The sequence below is a fragment of the Nostoc sp. genome (genome assembly GCF_036917975.1).
Lineage (GTDB): Bacteria > Cyanobacteriota > Cyanobacteriia > Cyanobacteriales > Nostocaceae > Nostoc.
Map to the genome: position 1 here is coordinate 61,574 of NZ_JBALEJ010000100.1, position 25,924 is coordinate 87,497.

The 25,924-nt window shown below is 40.7% G+C and carries 21 protein-coding genes, 1 pseudogene and 1 CRISPR repeat array; of the genes and pseudogenes, 10 read left to right on the forward strand and 12 right to left on the reverse strand.

Annotation, left to right across the window (positions count from 1 at the left end; all coding sequences use genetic code 11):
* Positions 1-133 precede the first annotated feature (133 nt).
* Both V7K76_RS31550 and V7K76_RS31555 read left to right on the forward strand, forming a co-directional pair.
* Complete coding sequence (locus tag V7K76_RS31550) at positions 134-2,266, forward strand: tetratricopeptide repeat protein (protein WP_334777286.1); 2,133 nt, start codon at positions 134-136, stop codon at positions 2,264-2,266.
* Between the two features lie 349 nt (positions 2,267-2,615).
* Positions 2,616-2,735: an ATP-binding protein gene (locus tag V7K76_RS31555; protein ID WP_334951534.1), complete on the forward strand. Its 120-nt coding sequence runs from the start codon at positions 2,616-2,618 to the stop codon at positions 2,733-2,735.
* 373 nt (positions 2,736-3,108) lie between these two features.
* A CRISPR array of direct repeats spans positions 3,109-3,650; the repeat unit is 35 nt; unit sequence GTTTTAATTCCTTTACCCCTCACGGGGATGGAAAC.
* Between the two features lie 153 nt (positions 3,651-3,803).
* Here the strand turns inward: V7K76_RS31555 and V7K76_RS31560 are convergent.
* The 7 genes from V7K76_RS31560 to V7K76_RS31590 all read right to left on the reverse strand — a co-directional run bounded on the left by V7K76_RS31560 (position 3,804) and on the right by V7K76_RS31590 (position 13,157).
* Positions 3,804-5,555 carry a serine/threonine-protein kinase gene (locus tag V7K76_RS31560; protein WP_334777287.1) on the reverse strand — a complete coding sequence of 584 codons (1,752 nt, stop codon included), beginning with the start codon at positions 5,553-5,555 and terminating at the stop codon, positions 3,804-3,806.
* A gap of 228 nt (positions 5,556-5,783) precedes the next feature.
* On the reverse strand, positions 5,784-6,185 hold the full coding sequence (locus V7K76_RS31565) for a type II toxin-antitoxin system VapC family toxin (protein ID WP_334777288.1): 402 nt from the start codon (positions 6,183-6,185) through the stop codon (positions 5,784-5,786).
* Positions 6,185-6,421: a hypothetical protein gene (locus V7K76_RS31570; RefSeq protein WP_334777289.1), complete on the reverse strand. Its 237-nt coding sequence runs from the start codon at positions 6,419-6,421 to the stop codon at positions 6,185-6,187. Before V7K76_RS31570 ends, V7K76_RS31565 begins: the two co-directional genes overlap by 1 nt.
* An 81-nt stretch (positions 6,422-6,502) precedes the next feature.
* The gene (locus V7K76_RS31575; RefSeq protein WP_334777290.1) at positions 6,503-8,056 is read right to left on the reverse strand and encodes a YcjF family protein; all 1,554 of its coding nucleotides are present in this window, start codon (positions 8,054-8,056) and stop codon (positions 6,503-6,505) included.
* 1,282 nt (positions 8,057-9,338) lie between these two features.
* Positions 9,339-10,832 carry a catalase gene (locus V7K76_RS31580; protein WP_335030372.1) on the reverse strand — a complete coding sequence of 498 codons (1,494 nt, stop codon included), beginning with the start codon at positions 10,830-10,832 and terminating at the stop codon, positions 9,339-9,341.
* A gap of 242 nt (positions 10,833-11,074) precedes the next feature.
* On the reverse strand, positions 11,075-12,121 hold the full coding sequence (locus V7K76_RS31585) for a DUF1611 domain-containing protein (RefSeq protein ID WP_334951526.1): 1,047 nt from the start codon (positions 12,119-12,121) through the stop codon (positions 11,075-11,077).
* Entirely contained in the window at positions 12,105-13,157 is a 1,053-nt protein-coding gene (locus V7K76_RS31590) for a dipeptide epimerase (RefSeq protein ID WP_334951524.1), read from the reverse strand. Before V7K76_RS31590 ends, V7K76_RS31585 begins: the two co-directional genes overlap by 17 nt.
* Before the next feature lie 125 nt (positions 13,158-13,282).
* Between V7K76_RS31590 and V7K76_RS31595 the strand changes: the two genes are divergently transcribed.
* The 4 genes from V7K76_RS31595 to V7K76_RS31610 all read left to right on the forward strand — a co-directional run bounded on the left by V7K76_RS31595 (position 13,283) and on the right by V7K76_RS31610 (position 15,377).
* Positions 13,283-13,837 carry an NUDIX hydrolase gene (locus tag V7K76_RS31595; RefSeq protein WP_334777296.1) on the forward strand — a complete coding sequence of 185 codons (555 nt, stop codon included), beginning with the start codon at positions 13,283-13,285 and terminating at the stop codon, positions 13,835-13,837.
* Between the two features lie 200 nt (positions 13,838-14,037).
* Complete coding sequence (locus V7K76_RS31600; protein ID WP_334777297.1) at positions 14,038-14,436, forward strand: hypothetical protein; 399 nt, start codon at positions 14,038-14,040, stop codon at positions 14,434-14,436.
* An 8-nt stretch (positions 14,437-14,444) separates the two neighbouring features.
* Entirely contained in the window at positions 14,445-14,627 is a 183-nt protein-coding gene (locus V7K76_RS31605; protein WP_334777298.1) for a hypothetical protein, read from the forward strand.
* Between the two features lie 489 nt (positions 14,628-15,116).
* Entirely contained in the window at positions 15,117-15,377 is a 261-nt protein-coding gene (locus V7K76_RS31610; RefSeq protein ID WP_334777299.1) for a hypothetical protein, read from the forward strand.
* 204 nt (positions 15,378-15,581) lie between these two features.
* Here V7K76_RS31610 and V7K76_RS31615 read toward each other — a convergent pair whose 3' ends face one another.
* Complete coding sequence (locus V7K76_RS31615) at positions 15,582-16,505, reverse strand: nucleoside hydrolase (protein WP_334777300.1); 924 nt, start codon at positions 16,503-16,505, stop codon at positions 15,582-15,584.
* Positions 16,506-16,519: 14 nt separating this feature from the next.
* Between V7K76_RS31615 and V7K76_RS31620 the strand changes: the two genes are divergently transcribed.
* Complete coding sequence (locus tag V7K76_RS31620) at positions 16,520-16,951, forward strand: nucleoside deaminase (RefSeq protein ID WP_334777301.1); 432 nt, start codon at positions 16,520-16,522, stop codon at positions 16,949-16,951.
* 152 nt (positions 16,952-17,103) lie between these two features.
* Here V7K76_RS31620 and rbsK read toward each other — a convergent pair whose 3' ends face one another.
* Entirely contained in the window at positions 17,104-18,039 is a 936-nt protein-coding gene (gene rbsK / locus V7K76_RS31625) for a ribokinase (RefSeq protein ID WP_334777302.1), read from the reverse strand.
* Between the two features lie 378 nt (positions 18,040-18,417).
* Here rbsK and V7K76_RS31630 point away from each other — a divergent pair, with 378 nt between their 5' ends.
* The 3 genes from V7K76_RS31630 to V7K76_RS31640 all read left to right on the forward strand — a co-directional run bounded on the left by V7K76_RS31630 (position 18,418) and on the right by V7K76_RS31640 (position 24,516).
* Positions 18,418-19,326, forward strand: coding sequence for a nucleotidyl transferase AbiEii/AbiGii toxin family protein (locus tag V7K76_RS31630; RefSeq protein ID WP_334777303.1), 909 nt, complete (start codon positions 18,418-18,420; stop codon positions 19,324-19,326).
* 262 nt (positions 19,327-19,588) lie between these two features.
* Positions 19,589-20,287 carry a hypothetical protein gene (locus V7K76_RS31635; protein WP_334777304.1) on the forward strand — a complete coding sequence of 233 codons (699 nt, stop codon included), beginning with the start codon at positions 19,589-19,591 and terminating at the stop codon, positions 20,285-20,287.
* Positions 20,288-20,658: 371 nt separating this feature from the next.
* Positions 20,659-24,516, forward strand: coding sequence for a CHAT domain-containing protein (locus V7K76_RS31640; protein ID WP_334777306.1), 3,858 nt, complete (start codon positions 20,659-20,661; stop codon positions 24,514-24,516).
* A 404-nt stretch (positions 24,517-24,920) separates the two neighbouring features.
* Here V7K76_RS31640 and V7K76_RS31645 read toward each other — a convergent pair.
* From V7K76_RS31645 to V7K76_RS34755, 3 genes and pseudogenes are all read right to left on the reverse strand, one after another.
* Positions 24,921-25,176, reverse strand: a pseudogene (locus V7K76_RS31645) (transposase); the annotation flags it as partial.
* Between the two features lie 239 nt (positions 25,177-25,415).
* Positions 25,416-25,601, reverse strand: coding sequence for a DUF6887 family protein (locus V7K76_RS31650; protein ID WP_334779140.1), 186 nt, complete (start codon positions 25,599-25,601; stop codon positions 25,416-25,418).
* Positions 25,598-25,774 (reverse strand): DUF6888 family protein, encoded by a 177-nt coding sequence (locus tag V7K76_RS34755; protein WP_442936196.1) that lies wholly within the window; start codon positions 25,772-25,774, stop codon positions 25,598-25,600. Before V7K76_RS34755 ends, V7K76_RS31650 begins: the two co-directional genes overlap by 4 nt.
* Between the last annotated feature and the right edge of the window lie 150 nt (positions 25,775-25,924).

The window sequence follows — 25,924 nt, forward strand, 5'->3', positions numbered from 1 at the left end:
CGTGGCTGTCTTTAATTTTGAATTTTGAATTTTGAATTTTGAATTTTGAATTGATTCATCCCCTCATCTCCCTATTCCTTAACGTGTGGCAAGATTGAAATCAGATCGCATCGCACTTAATTAGGTAAACGAGATGCTGGGAAACACACTTGTAGGAAGATACCAAATTATTAGTCACTTGGGAGGTGGGGGTTTTGGTGAAACTTTTGTGGCTTCTGATACTCAATTACCCGGTTCACCTCTATGTGTCGTTAAGAAACTCAAACTCCAGGCAAGCGATCCAGTAACTTTGGAAACAGCTAGGCGTTTATTTAATACGGAAGCACAAGTTCTGTATAAATTAGGAACTCACGATCGCATTCCCCAACTTTTAGCTTATTTTGAGGAGGATGCCGAATTTTATCTCGTACAAGAATTGATCGAAGGTCACGACCTCAGTCAAGAATTAACACCAGGTAAAACCCTAAGTCAAGAGGAAGTAATTTCACTTTTACAAGAACTTTTGACAATCTTAGAATTTGTCCATCAACAGAATGTAATTCATCGTGATGTCAATCCGCGAAATATTCTCAGACGCAAACCAGATGGCAAACTAATTTTAATTGATTTTGGTGCGGTTAAACAAATTGCTACTCAAGTTATTACTCCCCAAGGTCAAACTATCGCAACAGTAGCTATCGGTACACCTGGCTATATTCCTGGTGAACAAGCTCATGGTACGCCAAAATTAAGCAGTGATATCTATGCTGCGGGAATAATTGCTATTCAATCTCTCACGGGATTATCACCAGAAGAAATAGTCAAAGATGCTGATACTAATGAAATTATCTGGCATAATCAAGCCACGGTTACGCCAGAATTCGCTCAATTCTTAGATAAAATGGTGTGCTATGATTTTCGGCAACGCTATCCTTCTGCAACGGTGGCATTACAAGCGCTGAAAGAGTTAACAAAACCACCTGCCCAAACAATAGCTTTAACTCCCATTTTGCCACCAAAAAATATTAATAAACCGCAACCGAAAAAAGGTACACTTGGTAAGATTTTACTATCAATATTTTTGCTTGGGGTTGGTGGTGTAGCATCAATATTTATTTGGAATAATATTAATTCAAATAATGCCATAGAATTATCTAAACAAGGAAATACGCTTTTTGATTTGCAACGTTATCAAGACGCGCTAGAAGTATATGAAAAAGCCGTTAATATTCGACCAGATTATCCTCAAGGCTGGAATGGTCAAGGCAAAACGCTAGATAAATTAAAAAAGTACAAAGAAGCATTAGTGGCGTATGACAAAGCAATTCAAATTAAACCAGATTATTTAGATGCTTGGGTTGGAAGAGGTTTTGTATTGGGAAATTTACAACGATATCAAGAAGCGATCGCTTCTTTTGACAAAGCCTTAGAATTAAATAACAACAACTCAGAAGTCTGGAATGCTAAGGGTGACGCTTTCAGTAATTTAAACCAATATGACCAAGCAATTAAGTCTTATGAAAAAGCGATTGAACTCAAGCCAGATAATTACGAAGCTTGGTACAAAAAAGGATTAGCGTTGCAAAATTCTAAACGATATGAAGAAGCGATCGCAGCCTTGGAAAAAGTCGTTGAACTCAAACCAGACTACGAGCAAGCTTGGTACAACCTGGGAAATAATCGAGTGAAGCTCCAACGCTATCAAGATGCATTCACCGCTTATGATAAAGCTGTACAATACCAGCCAAATTATTATCAAGCTTGGTTATCAAGAGGTAACATATTGTTAAATTTAAAACGTTATCCAGAAGCAATTGAATCTTTTAATCAAGTAATTAAATCCAATCCCAGAAACTATCAAGCATGGTATAATTTGGGCTGGTCGCTGCATCAAAGCCAACGTTATGAAGAAGCAATAAAATCTTACAATAAAGCTGCAACAATTAAGCAAAATGACTATCAACTCTGGTATAATCTAGGGAATTCACAATACATATTGCAGAAATACGAAGATGCGATCGCGTCTTATAATAAGGCAGTTCGCTATAAACCAGACCATTCTGAAAGCTGGTATAGCAGAGGCAATGCGCTATTAAATTTGAAACGGTTTAAAGATGCGATCGCGTCTTACGATCAAGCAATAAAATATAAGTCTAATTACCAACAAGCAATAGACGGCCGCAATCAAGCCCAAATTCAACTGCAAGGCGAAATATCAAAGCCTAAGCCTGTAATTGTGCCAGTTCTGCCATTTCCTAATTCCACCAATCCACCGCAAGGGAATTAAATAATTCGTAATTCGTAATTCGTAATTCGTAATTAAGTTTTGTGACGGGGATTTATACCCCGACCCAAAACTTGCCGGTTATTGAACCGGGGGACTTAAACCCACGGAGTTTGTTAAAAAGGGAGCATCCCAAATGTGCAAAAACCTTGATAGCCCTCATCCCCTAACCCCTTCTCCCATATTTGGGAGAAGGGGAACTAGAGTTATGTCTCCCCTCTCCCATGTTTGGGAGAGGGGCTGGGGGTGAGGGAAAAGATTTAAGCTCTCATTGGGATGCTCTCATTAAAAATTAAAAATTAAAAATGAATACAGTAAAAAAATTGTAGGTTGGGTGGAGGGGTTGCGGAAATTGAGGCTTGGTCTATCTATTGCTTACCAAATTGTGGTCAATAATCATCATGGCAAGCTCACATACGATTCTAAACCAGGTGAAGGTATAGAGTTTATCATTGAACTACCCATCCGATAATTTAGAATTTGTAAAGTCAATAAAAGAAAACATCACTATAGAAAAGTTAATACTTCCGGCTTTCAAAACTTTAAGTAGTTTGTTATACTGCTGCTTATAATCACAGAACCTTGAAAACTTAATATCAAGTTCCAAAATAAACCTAAAAGTGCTTAGTTTTACTTTCCATACGTAAGTTTTTCGCGGGGGTAGAGCGATCGCCAAAACCCTTATGATTTCGTTGACCCCCGCGAAAATCTCTCTGGGTAAGCTTTTGAGAAGGGTCTACTAGTACTAAATTCTCAATAAATGTAGCTTATTGACAGGTAAATTAGACCCCCCGCGAAAATGGGTATCTGTAACCCTGTCTGTATAAGGCTTCTAAATGGGTAGGGTTTTAATTCCTTTACCCCTCACGGGGATGGAAACATTTCCATGATTTTAATTTCCTAGTAATCAAACAACAGTTTTAATTCCTTTACCCCTCACGGGGATGGAAACCAACCAACAATCTACAAAGTAATCAACAATTTCAGGGTTTTAATTCCTTTACCCCTCACGGGGATGGAAACCAGCTTCTGATCCTCCAAATTCATCGTCCGGTGGATCTATGGTTTTAATTCCTTTACCCCTCACGGGGATGGAAACAAGAAAACCAGAGGGTCTTCTGTAAACGCTATATCGTTTTAATTCCTTTACCCCTCACGGGGATGGAAACTCTGAATTGTAAATCATCCGGATTTGAGAAGCCCATTGTTTTAATTCCTTTACCCCTCACGGGGATGGAAACTACCTCCCACATTAATATTAATATCGGGAACTTTTAAGGTTTTAATTCCTTTACCCCTCACGGGGATGGAAACATACCCTCTATCAGTCAGGGTTATGCCTAACTCTAAGAGTTTTAATTCCTTTACCCCTCACGGGGATGGAAACAATCTCACGCTAATTACGAACCGACAGCCGTTTTCAATTGAATAGACCATACGCATAGGGGCACAATAATATATGTGCCCCTGCAATAATGTATATTCCCCGCATTTTAAAATTACTGTATTTCACAAATCCATTTTCCAGAAATTGTTGTAACTATCGAATATTCACCTCTTGCAAGTAATTTACTCCCTGAAGATATTCAATTTTAGTAGCTGAGTTTTTAGAGAAGGATGAATTTGTTCTTTTTGCAAAAGCTACCTTTTGATTGTCATCTGTAACGCGTTGTTTTTGAGTATACTCATTCAATTTGACTTGAGCTTGAGCATAAACTAGAGTATCTTGAGGAATCTTTTTGAGAAGTTTTAGAGCCAGCTCGAAATCACCAATAGATGCTTTTTTATAGGCTTTCTGTAAATAATAGGCTGCTCTGATCTGCCGCTTTCGATCGTACTCAGCTAACTTTTCTTGAACTAAAGCACCTGCATGACTTTCTTGAGGGATTTGACGCAGGTATTGTAATGCGCCAGAAAAATCTTTTATCTCGGCTCTTACGTAAGCTTTTGCTAATAAATCTTGTGTCTGTACTTCAATATTGACAGCTGCTTTCTGAACTAGTTTATCTGTTTTAGATTGCCAATATAAAATATTTGGAACTTTACCAGCAGCATGAAGAACATCTGACCATCTGCTATCATGAAAAGCTATTTGTGCTATTTCGTATTGCTGTGCAGCTACTTGCCATTGCTCTTGCCATTCTTCAATTGTGGCTTGCGCTTCTGGATAAACATTGCTATGGGATGGAATTGATTTAGCGAGTGCGATCGCTTCTTCTAAATCCCCTGCTTGATATTCTTTTTTTGCTTTATATAAAGTATCTGTTTCTGAGTATGCAGGTGCAGTATTAACTAAAGAATATACACCAAATCCCATCAATAAAGAATTAGCTGCCAATCCTACTTTCATTCCTGTGAATAACAGTGATGACTTTACAGATGCAGGATTTTTTGCCGCTTCTAGAAGAAATTGAGAATCTGCTTCTAATATTTCTGATGGCTGAGTTTCCCATACTATTTGCTTAAGTACCCGCAGTACCTCACCGGCAGACTCAAAGCGGTCTTGGTAATTGTAGCGGATCATTTGGCTGAGAACAGCAGCTAGATAATCGTTAACTGGCGTGTTTGGAGAACGCCAAAAAATTTCATTAGTACAAGGATCAACTTTTAATTGTAGTGGTTCTAACCCAGTTAAAGCCTGAATGGCAATCATACCCAAAGCATAAATATCACTGTTGGGCTGTGTTTGACCAATAAATTGCTCTGGTGGTATGTATCCCAATGAAGTGACGGGAATTCGATAAATGGGCAATTCTGCGCCTATCCCAAAATCGATAGACTGGATTGAGCCAAAGTCAATCATAACTAACTTGCGATCGCTATTACGTCTGATCAAGTTTTCCGGTTTGATATCGCAATGAATCACGCCCTGAGAGTGAACAAATTCTAGAATACCTAAGGCATCTATCAAAAATTCTACAACTTCGCTTTCACTCCACAGACACCCGAAAAATTGATCGATGGGCAATTCCGCAGTCAGCGCATGTCCTTCAATACACTCTTGCACTAAATAAAATTGCTCGTTTTCTTCAAAGCAAGCGATAAATTCAGGAATTTGGTCATGGCTTCCCAGAAGCTTGAGGGTTTGGGTTTCAGTCAGAAACAGTAACCTCAGCATCTCCAAGTAGCCAGATTCGGAACTGCTAACTTTAATCTGCTTAACAACGCATTTGGGATTCTCTGGATAATCTACGTCTATAGCAATGTATGTTTGCCCAAACACCCCTGCACCCAGGCTTTGGACAATTTGGTAACGCCCTTGTAGTAATTTACCGATTATGTGGTGGCTCATGACCTGGTTACTCAGTAAGTTCTTTTATTTACTTTTTCTGACATTCCCTCCTGTTTCCGGAATACTTTAGAAATAAATAACCAGAATTTTGATACCTTAAATGCAAGTTTAATTTGTTAAGTATTATTACGTAATAAAATATTATATTTGATTACAATTCTTAATATCTCTAAGAGTCGCTGCACAGAAACCATAATTTCTGAAAATGCCAAGGGATTAATTTCTCCTTTACCAAACAATACTTATTCCAGATGAAACTATTTTGGCATCTCGACTAATCAAAGCTAAACCCATATACCTTGCTGTTGCAGCAATAATTCTGTCAGGCATATCTGGAACATTATCGCGTGGTATTGTGGATAATACATCAACAATTTCAGTTGTTAAGTTAACTAAAGCTAATCCACTACTTTTACTAGCTAATGCAGTATCTAGCTGATATTTCATATCTGCTGATATTCGTCTTCTTTCCTGCAAGTAAACTATTTCGACTAAGCAAATTGTTGGTATATAGATTGTAATTTCACCTCCATCGCACTTGTCAAATGCTTCGTTGGCAGCAACACTAAGGTTTGGACTATCCTCTAAATACCAAATTAGTGCGTGAGTATCTGTTACCAAATCAGACATTAAACATCCTCACGTGGAAAGTTTCTCCAAACTTGTCGCCGCATCTGGTCAATATCCGATTCAGAAACATTACTACCTCGCCATAATCCTCGCAACGATTTTCGCGGTTTAGATTGAGTATTTGTTAACTCTCGTTCAATTTGGGGTGCAATTCGCTCGATTAAACGTATTTTATCTATCAATGAAAGCTGTTTGATTAATTCTAATGCGTCTTCAATAGTTACTGTTCGATCCATTGTTATTTTACCTTGATTTTTGTCAATAGGGTAGCACACTTAAAAGCTTAATAACAGTAAGCACATTGATTTCTGAATTATTTAACTATTGATTTCTTCATCGTGTTCAACCACCTCAGATTTATCTTGTAACGGCTTCACTACCCGCGCGATCGCTTCCTGAATAAAAGCTTTGATAAATTCATCTCTGCGATTAATTTGAAACTGTCGCTGTACAACTTCTGTCATTCCACCATCACCCCAATCTTGGTCATGACGAAAATATTCAATAAAACTTTTACCAGCAATTCGCGTTAAATAAGCTGCTGTCACACCTTGAATTGCTCTACCAATAATAAAGGTGGCAACATTAAGTTGCAAAGCTGTAGATAATAATTGAATTGCTCCCTTAACAATGCCCAAACTGGCGATGGTTTTCGCTAAAGAAAGGGCTAATTCTCGTCCTCGTTCCATATTCAATTCGCAGCCGTACACTCTGCCAATTTCCACAACCATTTGAGCATTAACTGCGGCTGTCGCCAATAAATCTACAACTGGTATAGGGGTTACTGATACCACACCAGCACCAATCCATTGAAACCGTTCTACAATTTTGTCAGCTTGACGACGGCGCTGGCCATCGATGAGTTTTCGCGCTTCGTCTCCCAATCGCAGAGATTGCAAAAGAATATTATCCGCCACCAAATCTTCACCTTCAGCACGTAAAACAGCAGCCGTGCGCCGCAGCAACGGAACAATATCGGGTTCCGGCTGGAAGGTTTCGCCAGTTTCGAGTTGTGCCGGTTGGGGATTAGCTGCGATCGCTACCACATCATTAGTAGCAATAAATCCCCGTACCCGTTGACGCAATCTCGCGAGGATGGATTCTTTATCTTCATCTGTATATAAATCAGTTTTGTTGAGAACTAGGAGCGATCGCTTCCCAATTTCTGCCAAACCTCGCAGTGGCTCATATTCTGAACGTCGTAAATCATTATCCACCACAAACAACAGTAAATCTGCTTCTGTTGCTAGTTCTCGCGCCATCTGTTCCCGTTCTGTTCCCGCTACCCCTGCTTCTAAAATCCCCGGCGTATCTGTAATTAAAATCTTCCGTTCTAATCCTTTCAACCGCAGACAATAGGTTTCTCCAACCTGGGTTGTACCCATCGGTGCATCCACCTGACCAACCATGCGTCCCATAATTGCATTAACTAGGGAAGTTTTGCCAGCACTCCCCGTACCAAATACCACCACTTGAATTTCACCCCGCGCTAGATTGGCTTCAATCTCTCGCGATCGACTTAATAAAGCCTGACGTGCTACTTCATCTTGAATTTGCCCTACCTGTTGCCGCACAGCCTGTAGAGTTGTAGAAGCAGCGTCAGATTTAGCAGCCGGAATTTGTGCCGCAGTTACTCGCTTTGGGTTGCGACGCGATCGCTTTTCCCCAGTTCTAATTACCAATACATAATAGACGAAAGCGGCAACCAAGGCTCCAATGAGGACAATCAGCAGCAACAGCAGCAAATTACCTAGCAACGGCGAATAGGACAATTGCCAGTAGAGGCGTGATAGGGAATCAATTAGCCATAGGGCTAGCCCCAAAATGACAATTAGACCGACAATCAGCGTTACTATGCGTGACAGAGGCATGGCTGGGAAAGATTAGTAAGTATTCAGTAGGCAGATGCTCTAATCTTAATAGTTTCAGCATTTTTTACCAGAGTAGTAAGAAGCAGCTTTTGAGGTTCTGAGGGTAGAACTATTAAAAAATTGCAACAATGTCATGCAATTCGTTGTGGAACAATTATTTGTGGACGATTGTTTTAAGCCGACATTGATCGTCATGTGCTGCCGTTTAAATGAGATATCAACAGAACAGAACAGCCGCAAATCGCCAGTTATTGACCCAACGCTGTAGAATAACAAGAGCAGTCAACCCACAGCGCTCGATCATCGCAACTCTTGGAGACGCTGTGCGTTAAGCGAATCTATGCCGTTGGCGAAGCCTCTCGAAGAAAAGGCTTTACGCTACAACTGGCTAGTAATGTACTAGAAAACACATAGTAAATGTGCGATCGCTCCGAGGAGTATGTTTTTCCGATTAATTTGTGATTTTTAATTATTAAAATTAGTCTAATTTCGAGCAATAAATTTGAAATCTACTGTTACCCTTAAACATCAAGCAATTACCATCAATATTGTTTCTATTGATAAAATTTCCATCTAGATTGCTATTGCTGATTCTAAATAAAATTGTTATTAACAAGCCTGTGCATACAGACATCAATATGATTAGAACAATATTAATTAATTTTTTATAAGAAGATTTTCGGCTGGAATCTGCTGATTTTGATTGAATATAGGCAGTTTTTGGTGACCAGAAATGCTCATCAAAATCATAGTAGCTCATTTTTATTCTTTTAACTAATAAATTTACCTGTTATTAGGAGTTACTAAATAACATTGATATAAATAGGACAAACCATAACCTACCGGAATTATCAGATGCTTATTAAAAGCCGATATTCCAATATGTTTTAGATTATTTAGTTTCTGCCTCACATTATTAAAACTCTTTTCTTGAAAAAAATATTATTACAAAAGTCACAAATATATCCATGACTAAAGTCACTGTTCAAGTATACATAATATATAAAAATTCTTACCCCAGAAATAAAATACCCACACTTACAGCTATTTTCAGGTAAATAAAGGATGCGGTAGAGACACAGCAATGCTGTGCCCTTACGACTTGATGTTATGAAAAAACATTCCAGCGATCGCCCTTAAAAAATACAAGCGATCGCGAATTATTGTAGAGACGGCGATTTATCGCGTCTTTTAGCGTCTCGAATTTCATTTATTAGATCCCCGACTTCTTGAAGAAGTCGGGGATCTGAATCTGCATAACACATCCTACGAAACTACGAGGCTACCAGTTACCTACAGGTTGAGCATTATGAGAAAATACTGAGGGATCAATTGAAATGCCTAACCCCTCAGCTACACGACTACCATAGGAAACATCTGCCCTAAAAAAGTGGCAGAGTTGGCGCATTTGGATGTCTTGCCTTGCTTGAGAGAGACTACCAACAATATTTTTAGCAAGACGCTCTTGCTGTTCAGGAGTTAGTAACCGATACAGATCACCAGCTTGGGTGTAATCGTCGTTTCCTTCACGATGACTGTAACGATCAACTGTGACATCGCCCAAATGACTAGGTGGTTCTGCATAAGCTAGATTTTCTTTAGGCGTACCCTCAGCACTATTCGGTTCATAGTTAGGAACGCTACCGCCGTTGTTCCCCGGTGCCATAAAGCCATCTCGCTGATAATGCATCACTGGACATTTGGGCTGGTTAACAGGTAGTTGCTGGTAGTTACCACCCAAGCGATACCGTTGAGCATCTGGGTAAGAAAAGATGCGAGCTTGCAGCATTTTGTCTGGAGAGAAACTAACGCCAGGAACTACTGCACTAGGGCTAAAAGCGGCTTGCTCTACTTCGGCGAAATAATTCTCAGGGTTACGATTTAGCTCTAATATCCCGACTTCAATTAAAGGATAATCTGAGTGCTTCCAAACTTTAGTTAAGTCAAAAGGATTATCAGGATGTTTGGCCGCTTGCTCCTCGGTCATCACCTGAATACACATCCGCCACTTAGGATAGTCTTTTTTAGCGATCGCTTCAAACAGATCGTGAGTCGCATGATCGGGATCTTCGCCCTTAATTTTAGCCGATTCTTCCTCTGTCAAAGTTTGATGCCCTTGCAGAGTTTTAAAGTGAAATTTACACCAGACGCGATCGCCCTTAACATTAATTAAACTGAAGGTATGGCTACCAAAGCCGTCCATGTGTCGATGGGTTTTGGGAATTCCTCGGTCTGAAAACAGGATCGTCACCTGGTGAAGCGATTCTGGACTGAGTGACCAAAAATCCCACTTTGCATTCTGGTCTTTGCAATTGGTTTGGGGATTGCGCTTTTGGGTATGGATGAAATCAGGAAACTTCAAAGGGTCGCGGATGAAGAAAATAGGAGTATTGTTGCCGACAATATCCCAGTTGCCCTCTTCAGTGTAGAACTTGATGGCAAAACCTCTAGGGTCGCGCTCGGCATCTGCTGAACCCTTTTCTCCGCCAACTGTAGAAAAGCGCAAGAGAAGTTCTGTTTTCTTACCAATTTCCGAAAAAAGTTTGGCTTTACTGTAGCGGGTAATGTCATTGGTAATAGCCAAAGTGCCGTGAGCAGCAGCACCTTTAGCGTGGACAACTCTTTCAGGAATACGTTCTCTGTTGAAATGAGCCAGCTTTTCTAAGAGATGGAAATCTTGGATTAATACAGGCCCCCGCGATCCAGCCGTAAGTGAGTTCTGGTTATCGCTAACTGGAATACCGTCAGCAGTTGTCAAGTTTTGGGGTTCAGTCATGGGTAAAAAAGCTCTCCAGTAAGTTACTCAAATTGCCCACAATACATTTTAGCTAGTAGATAGAGGGATGCTCTATCAGGGAGCATCCTAATTCATAGTCATAACGAGTTCATATATAAAGCATACTCGATATGACTATGAATCGCCACAAATTTGTTTTGTATTTTTGGGTAGAGAACTGGGGATTGGGGACTGGGGACTGGGGATTGGGGATTGGGGATTGGAGATTTTGATTACAGCAGCTAATTCTTCATTACTGCATCCAAAAGCACATTGGCATCAAAGCGTACTACATCGGTGCAAGGTAGTCCTGTTTCTGCTATTATTTGAGCGATACTTTCCTTAGCCGCAGACTCATCTAGATGGGCTGTATTCAGCGCTATACCCACTACAGGAACACTGCCAAAAGCACCACCAGCACTAGCAACAGTTTCATAAAGCTTAATCACCTCTGGTAAGGGTGGAATTAGTACATGGGGATGATTACGTACATGAACTTGTCCCGCCCGATGTACTAATACCAGTTGGGTTGGTTGCGAACCACGAATGAGGGGTAAAGTTGCTGTTGAACCAGGGTGTAGTAGTGAACCTTGTCCTTCAATGTGCAAAATGTCGTAGTTTTTGCCATAACGCATAACTACTTGTTCCACAGCACCGGCGGCAAAGTCTACCCGCACGGCATCTAAAGCCACGCCGTCCCCTTCTAACATCACACCAGTTTGTCCTGTAGCGAGAAATTTAGAACGCCAACCCCGCAGTTTTGATGCCCAATGTAACTCTAGGCTAGTTGACATTTTACCGATCGCCATATCGGTTCCCACTGTCAACACCCGCCGACAGGGAAGGGTGCGTGCTATGCCACTAGCAACACTGATATTAGACGGCTCTTTTCGTATATCCCAAATTAATTGCCCAGGTTTGAGTAGTGCATTTAACTCTGGGATACTTGCCATTGGTGTATGTAAACCATTTACCAGAGACATTCCCGCTTCTAAAGCATTTTTGATTTCTAGCCAGTAATCATCTGGTACAGCACCACCACCAGGGGCAATGCCAATTACTAATACTTCCGGCTGGTACTCTAGGGCTGCGGCTACCGATGCCACAATTGGCACTTCACGCTTGATACCTGTTAATTCTGTTAGGGATTTGCCAGCAGATTCGCGATCGATTACGGCTACGATTGGGGCTTCACTATAACGTAAAATTGCTAGCCCTGTTTTGCCGTGATGCCCGCTAATTCCCTCATGAAGTAAGATAGCTACTCGTTGATTAAGTGGTAGACGCACTGTGTTGTACCCCCAAACCTGGTAAATCGTTTGGCAAAACTCTCCCTTCTTTTAGCAATGCACCCGTAAAAGGATCATCGATTAAATTCAGGTGACTGTCTAAATCTAAATAATCAGCTAGTGGTGCTAGCTGTAATGCTGCTGTATTAGCTAGCGAACTGTCAGAATAGCAACCGAACATTACTTGCAACCCGTAGGCTCTTGCTGTGTGTACCATTCGCATTGCCTCCGTTAGTCCCCCTGATTTCATCAGTTTGATATTAATACCATCCACGTAGTTTGCCAAATGGGGAATATCGGCGCTTGTGAAACAACTTTCATCGACAAAGATGGGTAGGGGAGAGTGTTCTTTGAGTTTTGCTAAACTTGATTCCTGCCCTCGTGGCAATGGCTGTTCTACATACTTTATACCCAAATCAGCCAGCCAATTGCACATGGCGATCGCATCTTCTAAACTCCAACCGCCGTTGGCATCAACAAAAAACTCTGGTAATGGTGCTTCTTTTTGCACTGCTAATAGCATTTTTTTATCTGCATCTATACCATCTGGGCTACCTAGCTTGACTTTGAAAAGGCGAACATCAGCAAATTGTAACCAGTCTCGCGCTCTGGCGATCGCACCTTCAGGCGAATTAATCCCAATTGTGACTGAAGTCGGGACTATTTGATTGCGATCGAGTCCCCAAATTTGCCACAAGGGTAATCCGACGCGCTTACCCAACCAGTCATGCATTGCCATATCCAAAGCAGCCCTGGCCGCAGAAGGAACCTGGTTTTGTGTTAAAACTTGCTCAACTTCCTGCCTCTGTAAGGGGCTGAATGTTTGTAACAGTGGTACAACTTGCTGTAGCGCGTCTTTGATGGCATCAGTTGATTGCCGATGATTACCCACACCGAATGGTGATGCTTCTCCCCAGCCTTCGATGCGATCGTGTGAGATCCTCACCCATACATTCGTCGTCTGTGCCGTCGTACCCCGACTAATAGTCAAAGGAAATCTCTTGTTGACTGTAAATAAATTTACATTTATTTGCATACTTGTTATACATATTGTGATATAGCAAAAGCTAGTGTAAGTTGAAAATTTAGATTATCGGATGCATCTGTTATAGTTTTTTACATTCATAGCGAATTTTTTATACATAATATATTACTTAATTTATGAACAACTTAAAAAAATGGAAGACTTTAAAATCAAAAATGGTCTTAGATCATTATTGGTGTAAGGTAAGACAAGATGAAATAGAATTGCCCAATGGTAAAATTATCGATGATTATTTTGTCAGTATTAAGCCTGACGTTGCGATGGTTTTACCTATCACTAGTAGCAGAGAAATTATTTTTGTCCGGCAATACAGACACGCCATAGGTGAATTTTTCTTAGAACTGCCAGCAGGGAACTTCGATCCCACAAAAGAGAGTGCAGAAATAGCAGCCATTAGAGAATTTACAGAAGAAACTGGTTATATTCCCCAAGAATTTAGAAAAATTGGAACTCTATACGATAAGCCGAGTAAAGATACCAATCAAATACATTTATTTTTAGCAGAAAATGTGAGCAAAGCTGGAGAGCAACAACTAGATATTACAGAAGAAATTGAAGTTGTATTGATTCCTGTAGAATCAGTTTTAGATAAAATTATTCAGGGAGAAATTTCTGTTGCCGGAACTGTAGCTGCTCTCTTCTTAGGTTTAAAGTTTATTACTTATGAGTAATCAGTCACGATGAAGTCCGAAATTATCACTATGATTTTACTCTAGCCAATCGATAGAATCGGTACGATTCTAATGACGGAGAATTAATTTAAGCATCTCTTAAGGCTCTACTAGCTATATTTATTGCTTCTAAAAAGTCACTTAAGGGAATAAGATTTTGTTGCTATGCTAAGGACAGAGGACAAGTAGCTAAATTCAGATTGGCGGTTCGTAACGTGGATGTTCTAATTGAGTCAACAAGGAGCTTTGAGAAGGATCTTGGTAGGCTGAGTGAAGATGAGAAAGCCGCAACGATTAAAAAAATCAATGATTGCGCCAGCCTCTTCCCAACTAAAAAAGCTGACATTTATCATAAGTTGCATCGTCTTGCGCTACCGTTAGATATTAATGGCTATGAATCTTCGCTGTACACGCTAAGGGTTTCGCAGAAACTAAGGGTGATTTTGACAGTTGACGAAGATCCAATTTTTGGGCAAGTTATTTTTACTCTTTTTCGAGTAGTTAAACACGATGATCTCGACAAAGCGTATAAAGGTGTGGCAGAGTCTTTGTATCAAGGATTACTCGATCACAATAGAGAAACTGCCCAGTTCTCGTAAGTTGGTTTATGGCACAAACCCTTACTCTGTGTGATGAATACGGCATTATTTATCAAGCCATGAAAATTTTGCCAGATGACGAGCTAAAGATTGCTTTTCTTGAAGCCTTGGCAGAGCTTGAAGATAATGAGTGTCATAGAACAAGAAAATTTCCAAAAACGAGGCTGCACAAAGTAAAAGGTGTGAAGTAGGCAATTTATCGTGCTGATATCGATAAAGTTTCAGGTTGGCGCATCCATATTCAATACATTAATGGGCAAATTCATCTCAAGGATATTATCGAGGGGCAAAGACACGATGATGTCATTGAGGTGATTAAATCTAAAAAGGCACGCTATGAGTAATTCTCAGTCTTAGAGGATGTTTGAAAAGTTTTCGGCGAATATAATTCGCTACTACACAAACCAAGTCCACCTCCGTGGACTAATGAAAAATCAAGAGTTTTTAACCCACGGAGGTGGGTAAAGTCTCGTGTAGCCGCGATTTCTAATCGCCAGGGCTGGTATGAATTTAGACTTTTCAAACAACCTCTTACAGCAGTTTGCAAGTAACTGACGTACAAAATGTAAGACTCTAATCATGCAACATTGAGGGGTTTAAACCCATAGCAAGTTAGTCAACTTCTTACACCTACTGTTCTTAATCCAGCAAAGCAGCAGTTATAGCTTGGATCACCTAGAATGATTACCCCTAGAGTTTTTGTAGATTTTCATAATGCTGATGTTGAAGGACGTTTGCGTTTGAACTGTATTGGTACAATCGAAGACTTGGCGAATCAAAGTATTGAACTACAAAATGGGCGATTACTCACGCTATATAGTGAGGATTTGGAAGTTGATGGAGTGGTGCAGTTCTCCGAAGATGAGAAGTTATGGGTTGCTGCCATTGATTGGGATCAAATCAGACAAGTTGAAGATTTTTTTGTGCAGGCAAAAGTTTGAGTATCCACTTCACTTAATTTTTTAGATTTTTATGAAAAAAGTGAAGGTTTAAAACCGTACTTCGTCCCGCTACGCTAACGCCTGCAAGTGGCGCGTTCGTGGTAGCATCTCGTAGAGAAAGAATCCTTGTTTTCCAAGGTAGGTAGAAACCCCATCCCTTGTAAGTGGCTGAATTTAATTTTGAATTTTGAATTTTGAATTGATTCATCTTGCCCATTGCTGCAAGATGTAACCATAAAAAGCCTCTTTATCTACCCGATCCATTGCATAAATTTTCCGACCACCAGGAACTACTTTAGTACGCCCCTGACTAAGACCAGTGGTAATAATTTCTGTTTCCCATTCGCGCAGTTGATAATATTCTGGATGTCCTAAATAAGCCGTTGCCAAAACATCCCAGAAATAATAATCTTGAGGGATAACTAGTGCATAACATTGTCCAGCTAAATCAGAGATGGGATAGTGGCGTTGTCGCCCCATTTTTTGCACTAATTCTGATGTGACTGGGACATTGTTAGTTAAATCCAAAGGACACATAATAATTTCAATTTGGCTTTGCCATACCCGCGCTGCTGAAACTGCATCCCAATAAACATTCCATTCAGCAGAACCATCTTGTCCTGCTTCCAAACTTTTTTCCACATTGCCACCAACATTTAACGCGCCCCCCATCCACACAATTTTGTGAATCTTGGCTTCAATGTCTGGTGCTTTGTCTAAAGCTACTGCAACCGTTGTCAATGGGCCAGTTACCATCAGCGTTACGGGGCTTGATGCGTCACGTAACACCTGTATCATGAAATCTTGACCTGTTTGGGCAACCAAAGGCGTAATAATGGTTTCCCTTTGATTGAGAATCGGGAGATGATCGACGATAAACGAATCACGGCGATAGAGAGTAGGAAATGGATTGATACCGCGCACTGTGCTTTCTGCTACCGGGATATGAGAAAATCCCATCAAATCGAGAATTTTACGTGTGGCGCTAACAGCTGGTTGAATGTAGCAATCTGCTGGAGTGACGACAACACCAAGAAGTTCTATATGATCCATCGTCAATAGCAGCATAGTTGCTAGATAATCATCTACACCGCCATCATGATCCATTAATACAAGTTGTTTTGTCATAAAAGGAGAATTATATGGATGAGTTTATGGAAGCTGCTATTCAAGAAGCAAAACAAGGCAGACAAGAAGGTGGAATTCCTATTGGTTCGGTTCTCGTCAAAGATGGCAAAATTCTCGGCAAAGGACACAATAAACGTGTGCAAGACGCCGATCCTGTTACCCACGCCGAAATCGATTGTCTCCGCAATGCTGGAAGAGTTGGCAGCTATAGAGGGACAACACTTTATTCAACTTTAATGCCGTGTTACCTGTGCGCTGGGGCAGTGGTACAATTTGGCATTAAAAAAGTCATCGTTGGAGAATCCAAAACTTTTCCTGGTGCTAAAGAATTTATGGTATCTCATGGTGTGGAAGTAATTGATCTTAATCTTGACGAATGCGAACAAATTATGAGTGAGTTTATTGAAACTAACCCTGAACTTTGGAATGAAGATATTGGTAAATAGGGATTAGGGATTGGGGATTGGGGATTGGGGATTGTGTATGGATCAATAGACATCTCCAGAAATTAAATATGCGTTATCCATAACCCTTGTAGAGACGTAGCACTGCTACGTCTCTACATTCTTTTTCGGAGATGTCTAATAGTTCATCTCCCCTACTGTCTAGTCCCCAATCCCCTTTCCTTAAGAAATGCATCAAATGTAAATCTATTCGGTAGCGAAGTTTGTGCGCCTGGTTTTGTCGCCGCTAAAGCACCGGCGGCTGCACCCCAAATAACTGCCTGATGTAAAGAAAGTCCTTCAAAAAGTGCCGCCGCTAAACCGCCATTGAAAGCATCGCCTGCGGCTACTGTGTCAACTGCATGAATTGAAAACGCGGGTACAAAAAATTTCTCCTCAGCAGTGGCACAAAAAACACCTTTAGAACCAAGTTTGACGATCGCACATTTCACACCCCGTTCCAACAAAGCCGCAGCTGCTTTGGCTGCTTGTTCCTCTCCATCCACAGAAAAACCCACTAACTGCGCTGCTTCAACTTCATTTGGTGTGATAATGTCTACTAACGGATACAGTTCATCTGGTAAATTAGATTGTGCGGGTGCTGGGTCTAAAATTACTTTTATGTTTGCACCTTTTGCAGCTTTAGCAGCAGCAACTACGGCATTAATCGGAATTTCTAGTTGTAAAAGTATTGCTGTAGCTGTTGGTAAAAGGTGGAATAATCGCTCTACATCTTCTTGATTTACACGCCCATTTGCACCAGGAATAACGACGATTTGATTTTCACCAGTATGACTCACGGTGATGATCGCAACTCCAGAACTAACAGTTTCATCCACAAAAATGTTATCAGTCTGCACACCAGCTGCTTGCAAATTGTTAACAAGTTCCGTTCCAAAATCATCTGCACCTATACGCCCCACTATCTGAGTAGGAATGCCCAATTTTGCTAACGCTACGGCTTGATTGGCTCCCTTACCTCCCGAAACTTTAAAAAAATCTTCTCCTAGCAACGTTTCTCCTGCGACTGGCAATCGGGGTGTTGTTGCTACCAAGTCTATATTTAGACTGCCAAAGACAATAATACTCATGATGCTGATTTTTATTGAGCTTAAAGTTATTTAGATTGATATATTATGAGGCGATCGCCTGTTTTTTAGAATAGACATCTCCAGAAATTAAATATGCGTTACCCATAACCCTTGTAGAGACGTAGCACTGCTACGTCTCTACATTCTTTTTCGGAGATGTCTAATACAGCGAGTATAAATCATTCACAAAGACGCGATAAATCGCCGTCTATACAAGAATCAGTCTTTTATCTTGACGGCGATTCATTCATCGCGTCTCTTGCTTTAACTGAATAGTATTGGCATAATAGGCGCATTGAGGAGAGCGATCGCTGTCATTCATCCTTGCTCTTTTAATTGTTGACTATGACAACAAGATAAAATTTCAAAATTAATGTGATGCTCAATCCACAAAAGCTACCATTTCTAGAATCTATTGGTTGGCAGATAAAAAATGTATATCAAATGAGTGAGAAAGAAATGGTTCAATTGTATCAACGCAATTGGCATTATCAAACTACCTTCAACAATTTAAAACAAGAAGAGAAGGATTTTGTCCATTATTTAGCAAAAAAATATAACTCTTGGATATTACCAGATTTTGAAATGTTCCATCTCGAACACCACAAGAATATCCTGAAAATCCTTAATGCTTTCAATCCAGAAGTTTTCAAAAAAGCTTCTGCATACTTTGGCGGTGGTACACTCTTGGCGTTAGAGTATGATGAATACCGGCTTAGTAAAGATATTGATTTTCTCTGCCCTTATGGAACTGAAAATTACAAGTATTTAAGAAATTTGATTTACGACGAAGGAATTGTAGCATTATTTCAAAGTACAACAGATATCGAATTAGGTGATGCTACAATAAATCAATATGGTATTCGTTTCCCTGTTGTAGTCAAGGAAACAAGTATTAAAGCAGAAATTGTGGCCAATGGGATTTTTACTTTAGACCCTCCTGTTTATCCAGAATGGACAAAAATACCTTGTCTGAGTATAAGCGATAGATTTACATCAAAACTAATGGCTAATGCTGACCGATGGAACGATTCAAGTACACAATCTAGAGATTTGATTGACTTAGCAATATTGCGTGTAAATAACGAAATACCCGCACGTGCGATCGCTAAAGCTGAAGAAAGCTACGAAGTAAAAAAGCCATTAGTTAAAGCCATCACTAATTTTACTGAAAAAGAAAGATATAGAGATAAATGTTTTCAGGAGTTAAACATACCTGAAGAAAAATTTCCAATCATAATGGATGGAATAAGAGTGCTGAGTGCTGAGTTAGGAGTTAGGAGTTAGGAGTTAGGAGTTAGGAGTTAGGAGTTAGGAGTTAGGAGTTAGGAGTTAGGAGTTAGGAGTTAGGAGTTAGGAGTTATTATTCCCCTCCCCAATGCCCAGTGCCCAACGCCCAATCCCCAATCCCCAGTGCCCAATCCCCAATCCCCAATCCCCAATCCCCAATCCCCAGTGCCCAATCCCCAATCCCCTCTATACGTTTTATTGACTGAACTAACGCCATAGTCCAGTGCGATCGCTACAATCTTAGGATAAGCAATATTCGATGGTGCAGCAGATGCTCAAGCGGCTATTTCAATGGTTCAAAAAGCTTTTTCAGAGCTTGTTTGGTGGAAAACAGACTGCCTCCAAATCTAGGGGGAATGTGGAAAAGGAACCAGCGCCACCCCTAAGCGATACGGATCTGGAATTTCTCTTTAACGAACTGTTGCAAGGAGTTCATCAAGCACGAGGCGAAGCATGGGCGCGAAAGTGGCTGCATAATATTGAACATCGTATCCCAACTGAAGACTGGGTTGAGTGGTTAGGGCGCTTTGGCGACAGATTGCTTGCATCACCTACACCCAACAATGAAATGGCTGCGCGGTTAGTGCAACTGGGTGAATTGGACATCCCAGAAATCGGAGATGTTGCCTATAGTATTGGGATGCAGTTGTTGACACGCAATCCCGGCGAACCCATTTGGGAATATGCCGGGCCAGATACCACTAGCATAAATTTGTCCTCTGAGCCAACCACCCCAGTATCAGAGTTAGCAGATACGCCAGAGAACCCCCCGGAGGGAGAATACCAAACTGTCACCCTAGAAGAGTTGTTTGTGATGTTACAGGAGGATGAAAACTTACGCCAGCAGATTGCTCAACAGCTTGCCGTTGAAACAGATGACCCACAAGTGCTTGTCCAGGCATTGATTAGCAAATTATATCCCGGTGGTGAATCAACTACAGAGCCAACAGAAAATTAATGGCAGAGTCAAGAGATTTTGGATTTTGGATTTTAAATTTTGGATTGACCCCATTGATAAACTGATGAAGCTAGAAGATTTTGGATTCTGGATTTGTGTAACCTCCGAAGGTTGAAAGCGCGAGTGGGACGTTAGTTAGGCATGAACCATAAAGAATCTAAAATCTAAAATCTAAAATTGGCAGGGTTAAAACTCAAAAGTTAAATCTGGGAATTGTAACGTTGTAATGCTATGCTCTTGAAGATTTGTATATTTTTTGCTAACCTGCTACGGAAGCGCTGTGCGAATCTAATGGATTTTTACGTAATTGATGATTTTTTTAACACAACGATGGCTACAATCTAGAAAAACAAAATCCAAGAGTGTGGCAGATGCTCAGGCGGATATCGCAGTCGCTTAAAAGGTTTTTAAAGCGCCTCATTGCAAGTAAACAGACTACTTCTCTCAAGGGTGTGAGAAGACGCAATCTGGTGGGAATGCTACCAGAACTAACCAATGCGGATCTGGAACAATTGTTTATCCAATTGTTAGATGGCGTGCATCAAGCACGAGGACGACAGTGGGCATTGAGGTATCTGCAACGGGTTGAAAATCGCGTTCCGGCTGAACGCTGGATAGATTGGTTGGTGATGTTTGGTGAAAGCTTACTAGCTTCACCTACACCAAATCCTCTTTTAGCAACACAGATGGTGCAATTAGGGGAACTTGGTGTTGGCAGAATTGGAGATGTTGCTTATGACATTGGCATTCGGCTAATGCAAAATTTACCCACAGAAATACAGTATCAGGACAATCAGCCACAAGATGACGGAGAAATAACTCCTGGGCAAGAACTGATCGGCGATTTGGGCGAACAGTTATGGGAGTATGATCAGCCAGAGTTTGTAGAAATAACTCCTGGGCAAGAACTGATCCGCGATTTAGGCGAACAGTTATGGGAGTATGATGAGACAGAATTTGTAGAGATCGCGACAAATGAAGAAATTATTATCCCAAGTTCCCCTGGACAAGAGCTAATCCGTAGCTTAGGTGAACAGTTATGGGAATATGATCTGCCAGATGTTGAACCAATCACGTCAGCACCCCAAAATGTCTCTTTTGAGGAAAGATTACCGGAAAATTTAGAGGAACTGGTATTGGAGTATGAAGGGGAAAACGCCCAAACCGCAATACCTGAAAATGTTCCTCTCCCCCCACTGGAAGATTCAATCACTTCCTTAGCCCAACTAAGGTTCGGCGATGAAGAAGTTGTTCAAATTACAACACCAGCAAATCTCCTTTCCACTAGGCAAAGGACTGATTTAGCAACGTCTTCCTCGGTGGAAAGCTGGGATAACACTTTAACGAATTTAGAGCCAAATGTAGCTAATACCTTAGATGAGTTGTGGGTAAGGTTGGATCAAAGTACCAATTTAGTCCAGCAACTTGCTTCGGATTTGGCAGTTCAAAGTAGTAATTCCTCTGCTAGTATTGAGCGACATGGTGATAATCCGATTATCCACGCTCAAGGGTGGTTTTACCAAGGTCTTCAACAAGCGAAAACAGGTGATTTGTTAGGCGCGATCGCATCCTATGACCAAGCCATTGAAATGCAACCAGGATTCTCAGAATATTGGTTTAACCGAGGCTTGACGCTGTTCCATTTAGAACGTTTTGATGAAGCGATCGCTTCTTATGAAACCGCCATAGAACTGAAGCCAGATTTCTACAAAGCTTGGTATAACCGGGGTGGAACTCTCGGTGAATTAGGATATTTTGAAGAAGCGATCGCTTCTTTTGATAAAGCTATAGAAATCAAAGCAGACTACCAAGAAGCTTGGGCTAGTAAGGGTTTGGCACTGCTGAAATTAGGTTGGCTACCAGAAGCTATTGCTAGTTATGACCAAGCCCTGAATCTGGAACCAGAAGATCAGGAAAACTGGTATCACCGAGGCATCGCCCTAGCTGTCAGCGAACAATTTGCCGAGGCGATTATATCTTACGACAGAGCTATAGAAATTAACCCAGAGTACCACGAAGTTTGGATAGATAGGGGTGTAGTGCTGTTTAATTTGGGAAGATGGTCAGAAGCGATCGCTTCCTGGGATAAAGCCCTTTCAGTTCAAGCCGATTTCTACTTAGCTTGGTACAACAGGGGTATAGCATTAGACAACTTAGGACGTAGAGAAGAAGCGATCGCCTCCTATCAGCAAGCGATCGCCATAAAACCCGACTTCCACCTAGCTTGGTATAATCAGGCAGTAGCACTATTTTATTTAGAACAATTTGCCGAAGCGATCGCTTGTTATGACAACGCTTTGCAAATTAAACAAGATTATTGGGAAGCTTGGATTGGTCGGGGAACTGCGATCGGTAATTTAGTGAACTCTGACGAATTGCGGAATTTATCGAGTAGGATCACAGCGACAAATCCCGCCTTACTACAGGGCGGCTACGAAGGAAAATTAGCCAGCTACGAGGAAGGTTTAAAGCATCTGCGGACAGATACCCATCCAGAAGGTTGGGGTAGATTGCATTTTGCGATCGCTAATACTTACTACGACCAAGGCAAAAAACATCCCAATCCCCGCGATTATTGGCGCAAAGCCGCGTCTGAATACCATCAGGCGCTACTAACCCTCACGCTAGAATATTTTCCCCAGCTGCATCTAGAGGTTTTGCAATCTCTAAGCAAAGTGCTGATGGGCTTGGGACAAACCACACAAATTCCAGAATTACTGCAACGCGGTAGAGATTTATTGGGACAATTACTGAGTGAAGAAACTCGCTCAGACGAAAGTAAAAAACAACTAGCTTTGAAATTTGCAGGCTTCGATCAATTAGCAGTAGATTTAGCCGTCGAGTCTGGTGATTTAGTAGAAGCTTGGGAAATTGCCGAACAAGGCAAAAATACTTGCTTAAACTGGCTACTTTCTGGCTGGAATGATCATATTTATTCGCCTTATTATGAGGCAATTCAACAACTATTTAATCCCACAACAGCAATTATTTACTGGCATATTAGTCCAGTTGCCCTACAGACTTTTATCCTCAAAGATCAAGCGCCATCACCGATTCTGCTCTTTACACCAATGCAAGACGTTGGGGGGCTATCTTTAGGAGAAGATGCTATTCGTCTAAATGAATTGCCCCTACCCGAAGCAGTACAACGCCTAATTGAATTTGAAACTTGGCTAGAAGATTGGCATCAACAATACCAAGAATATCGCAGCACAGCCCAAGATAAAGAAAGTAAAAGCCACCATCCTTGGCGAGGTGAGATGGAAGAAAAGCTGTTGCAACTGTATGAAATCCTGAATATTTCCACAATTGCCCAGGAACTCGAAGGCATCACCCAACTGGTTTTAATTCCTCACCGTGACTTATACAGATTGCCCATTCATACACTTTTCCATCTCTCTTCTGAAAATAGCGAAGAATTACCGAATGTGGAATCAAATTTCACCGTCACCTATTTACCCACTGCCCAAATAGGTTTATCAATCAGAACTGAGGATATTTGGCAGTGGCAAAATAAGTTATTGCTCAGTATTGAACATCCTGAAAGTACAGCTTACCCGCCGCTTAAATTTGCCAAACTTGAATCTGAAATTGTTAGTCAGATGTTCAATAATATCCAACGAATTCAGGGAGCGGAAGCTACAAAAAACCTTGTCGTAAATGCTTTATCTGAGAATTACAACATCTTACATTTTACGGGTCATGTCACTAATAATTTAGTTGAACCGAAAAAGTCAGAATTAGCATTAGCAGGTGAAGATAGACTTATACTAGATGAAATCTACCAACAAAATATCGCAAGTTACAACCTTATTACCCTCTCTGACTGTGAAAATTTAATTACTAACAATCACACTATCAGCAGCGAATACGTGAGTTTAGCGAGTGGTTTTGTCAGTCAGGGCGTACCTCATGTAGTGAGTACTCTCTGGAGTGTAGAATCGTCGGCTAGTGCTTTGGTGATGATCGAATTTTACCGACGATTACAGCCAAATAAATCAGCCGTTACTGCTTTAGCGGAAGCAACACAATGGCTGAAAGAACTAACTGCTGGAGATTTGACAAAATGGTATGAAGATATTTTGAATAATCTGCATCCAGAGGAAGTAAGAATTCAAACTTATTTAGCAACACAACTATATAGAAATAGTAAAATGGCATCAGATAAAATTCTTTATAACCATCCTTACTACTGGGCAGCTTTTACGATTATGGGTAAACCTAATTAATCCTTTGAAACTTCTATTCCAGCCATAAAATTAGCTAGATACTTATTTTTAGCTTCACCTCTCTAAAAGTTCAATAACCTCAGTAAAATCGTCTAATTATATACAAAAATTGTATGAATTCGCTGTGGTCTGAAAGTTATGCCAGGAGTGAAGATTAAAACAATTCGCAATTCGCAATTACGTTTTGGGACGGGGATTTAGACCCCGACCCAAAACTTGCCGGTGAAGAGAACCGGGGGACTTAAACCCACCGTACTCTGTTGACATCCTCACCGCAGTGAACGGTCGGGGATTCTGGAGTAATGAGTAATAAGTAATAAGTAATGAGTAAATACCCATTTTTCATCCACTCATTACTCATTACTTTAAAGTATTGCGTGAAGCACGTAGCTCTAGACCCAATTTTTCGGTAAATAAGTCAGCTGCAACAGTTCAACAGCAATTATACTCAAAAACCAATAGTATTGCCTTCATACCATCGGCAGCAAGTCTGTATCGTTCAACTTGACACCCCGATTTTAAAATTTTATGATATTCCTCTACTCGCCAACGGTAAGAATACCAACGCAGAATTGTAGCAGCAATAGTTGCATCGGTGACTGCTTCTGTTGTCAATAACATCCATTCTACAGGAGTTTCACCTTCTGGACAATCTATTTCTATGACTTATAGCGTAGCCAATTGACATTGCACCCTCATTCGATCGGCGTTGGCGAAGCCTACCGTAGGTAATCGCCTAATTCACAAGTAGCAAAATTTTTCTCCCACCAGTCCAACATGATTTGTCACCTTTAGCACCCAATTTCAATTACTGTACCCTATGTGCTGTGCTTTATCTAAAATCCTTTGTGAGCAAGCCTTTTGAGACTTAACGATAAAAGTAAGTTCCCAAGTTAGTGTCAACTAGCTTGGCTAATACGCCGTTGTAACTCGGTTTCAAATTCTTCATCAGTGCGAGTAATAACTTTTGGTCGCTGGTCTAATCTGTCCATTAAAATATGGAATGCCTCGGTGTCCTCTGGGTGATATCTGACCCAATCTCTTAATTCATCATCTGACATAACTTGATAATCAGGTTTAGTCATGGAAACGTCACCTCACCATTTGGATATATCTCTATTTGTATTGTGTCCCCAATCAAAATGTATATGCGTTTTGTTCTTTCGTCCAATCGCACCACGTTGATCGGTTGAAACATATTACTTGCTCTCACACATCTACTATAAAATGCTCTCAACTGTTCTGTTGTTGGTTCCATAGTTATAAGCAGGATAATCGTTAAGAGCTTTAATTTCTGAATATGCAGCTATCGTATCCGCTAAATATCAAGATAATTCATAATTTCAATCAGTGGTAGCTCTTGAACTATCCACTGATTGAAGACCACTAAATCAAAAATTCAGTGGAG

Excerpts from the sequence above, each read along its gene's own strand:
- V7K76_RS31630 (WP_334777303.1), top strand. The coding sequence starts at position 18,418 with ATGCTCAATCCACAAAAGCTACCATTTCTAGAATCTATTGGTTGGCAG.
- V7K76_RS31575 (WP_334777290.1), bottom strand. The coding sequence starts at position 8,056 with ATGCCTCTGTCACGCATAGTAACGCTGATTGTCGGTCTAATTGTCATT.
- V7K76_RS31610 (WP_334777299.1), top strand. The coding sequence starts at position 15,117 with ATGATTACCCCTAGAGTTTTTGTAGATTTTCATAATGCTGATGTTGAA.
- V7K76_RS31590 (WP_334951524.1), bottom strand. The coding sequence starts at position 13,157 with ATGCAAATAAATGTAAATTTATTTACAGTCAACAAGAGATTTCCTTTG.
- V7K76_RS31595 (WP_334777296.1), top strand. The coding sequence starts at position 13,283 with ATGAACAACTTAAAAAAATGGAAGACTTTAAAATCAAAAATGGTCTTA.
- V7K76_RS31605 (WP_334777298.1), top strand. The coding sequence starts at position 14,445 with ATGGCACAAACCCTTACTCTGTGTGATGAATACGGCATTATTTATCAA.
- V7K76_RS31580 (WP_335030372.1), bottom strand. The coding sequence starts at position 10,832 with ATGACTGAACCCCAAAACTTGACAACTGCTGACGGTATTCCAGTTAGC.
- rbsK (WP_334777302.1), bottom strand. The coding sequence starts at position 18,039 with ATGAGTATTATTGTCTTTGGCAGTCTAAATATAGACTTGGTAGCAACA.
- V7K76_RS31550 (WP_334777286.1), top strand. The coding sequence starts at position 134 with ATGCTGGGAAACACACTTGTAGGAAGATACCAAATTATTAGTCACTTG.
- V7K76_RS31650 (WP_334779140.1), bottom strand. The coding sequence starts at position 25,601 with ATGACTAAACCTGATTATCAAGTTATGTCAGATGATGAATTAAGAGAT.
- V7K76_RS31635 (WP_334777304.1), top strand. The coding sequence starts at position 19,589 with ATGGTGCAGCAGATGCTCAAGCGGCTATTTCAATGGTTCAAAAAGCTT.
- V7K76_RS31615 (WP_334777300.1), bottom strand. The coding sequence starts at position 16,505 with ATGACAAAACAACTTGTATTAATGGATCATGATGGCGGTGTAGATGAT.
- V7K76_RS31640 (WP_334777306.1), top strand. The coding sequence starts at position 20,659 with ATGCTCAGGCGGATATCGCAGTCGCTTAAAAGGTTTTTAAAGCGCCTC.
- V7K76_RS31620 (WP_334777301.1), top strand. The coding sequence starts at position 16,520 with ATGGATGAGTTTATGGAAGCTGCTATTCAAGAAGCAAAACAAGGCAGA.
- V7K76_RS31565 (WP_334777288.1), bottom strand. The coding sequence starts at position 6,185 with ATGTCTGATTTGGTAACAGATACTCACGCACTAATTTGGTATTTAGAG.
- V7K76_RS34755 (WP_442936196.1), bottom strand. The coding sequence starts at position 25,774 with ATGGAACCAACAACAGAACAGTTGAGAGCATTTTATAGTAGATGTGTG.
- V7K76_RS31560 (WP_334777287.1), bottom strand. The coding sequence starts at position 5,555 with ATGAGCCACCACATAATCGGTAAATTACTACAAGGGCGTTACCAAATT.
- V7K76_RS31570 (WP_334777289.1), bottom strand. The coding sequence starts at position 6,421 with ATGGATCGAACAGTAACTATTGAAGACGCATTAGAATTAATCAAACAG.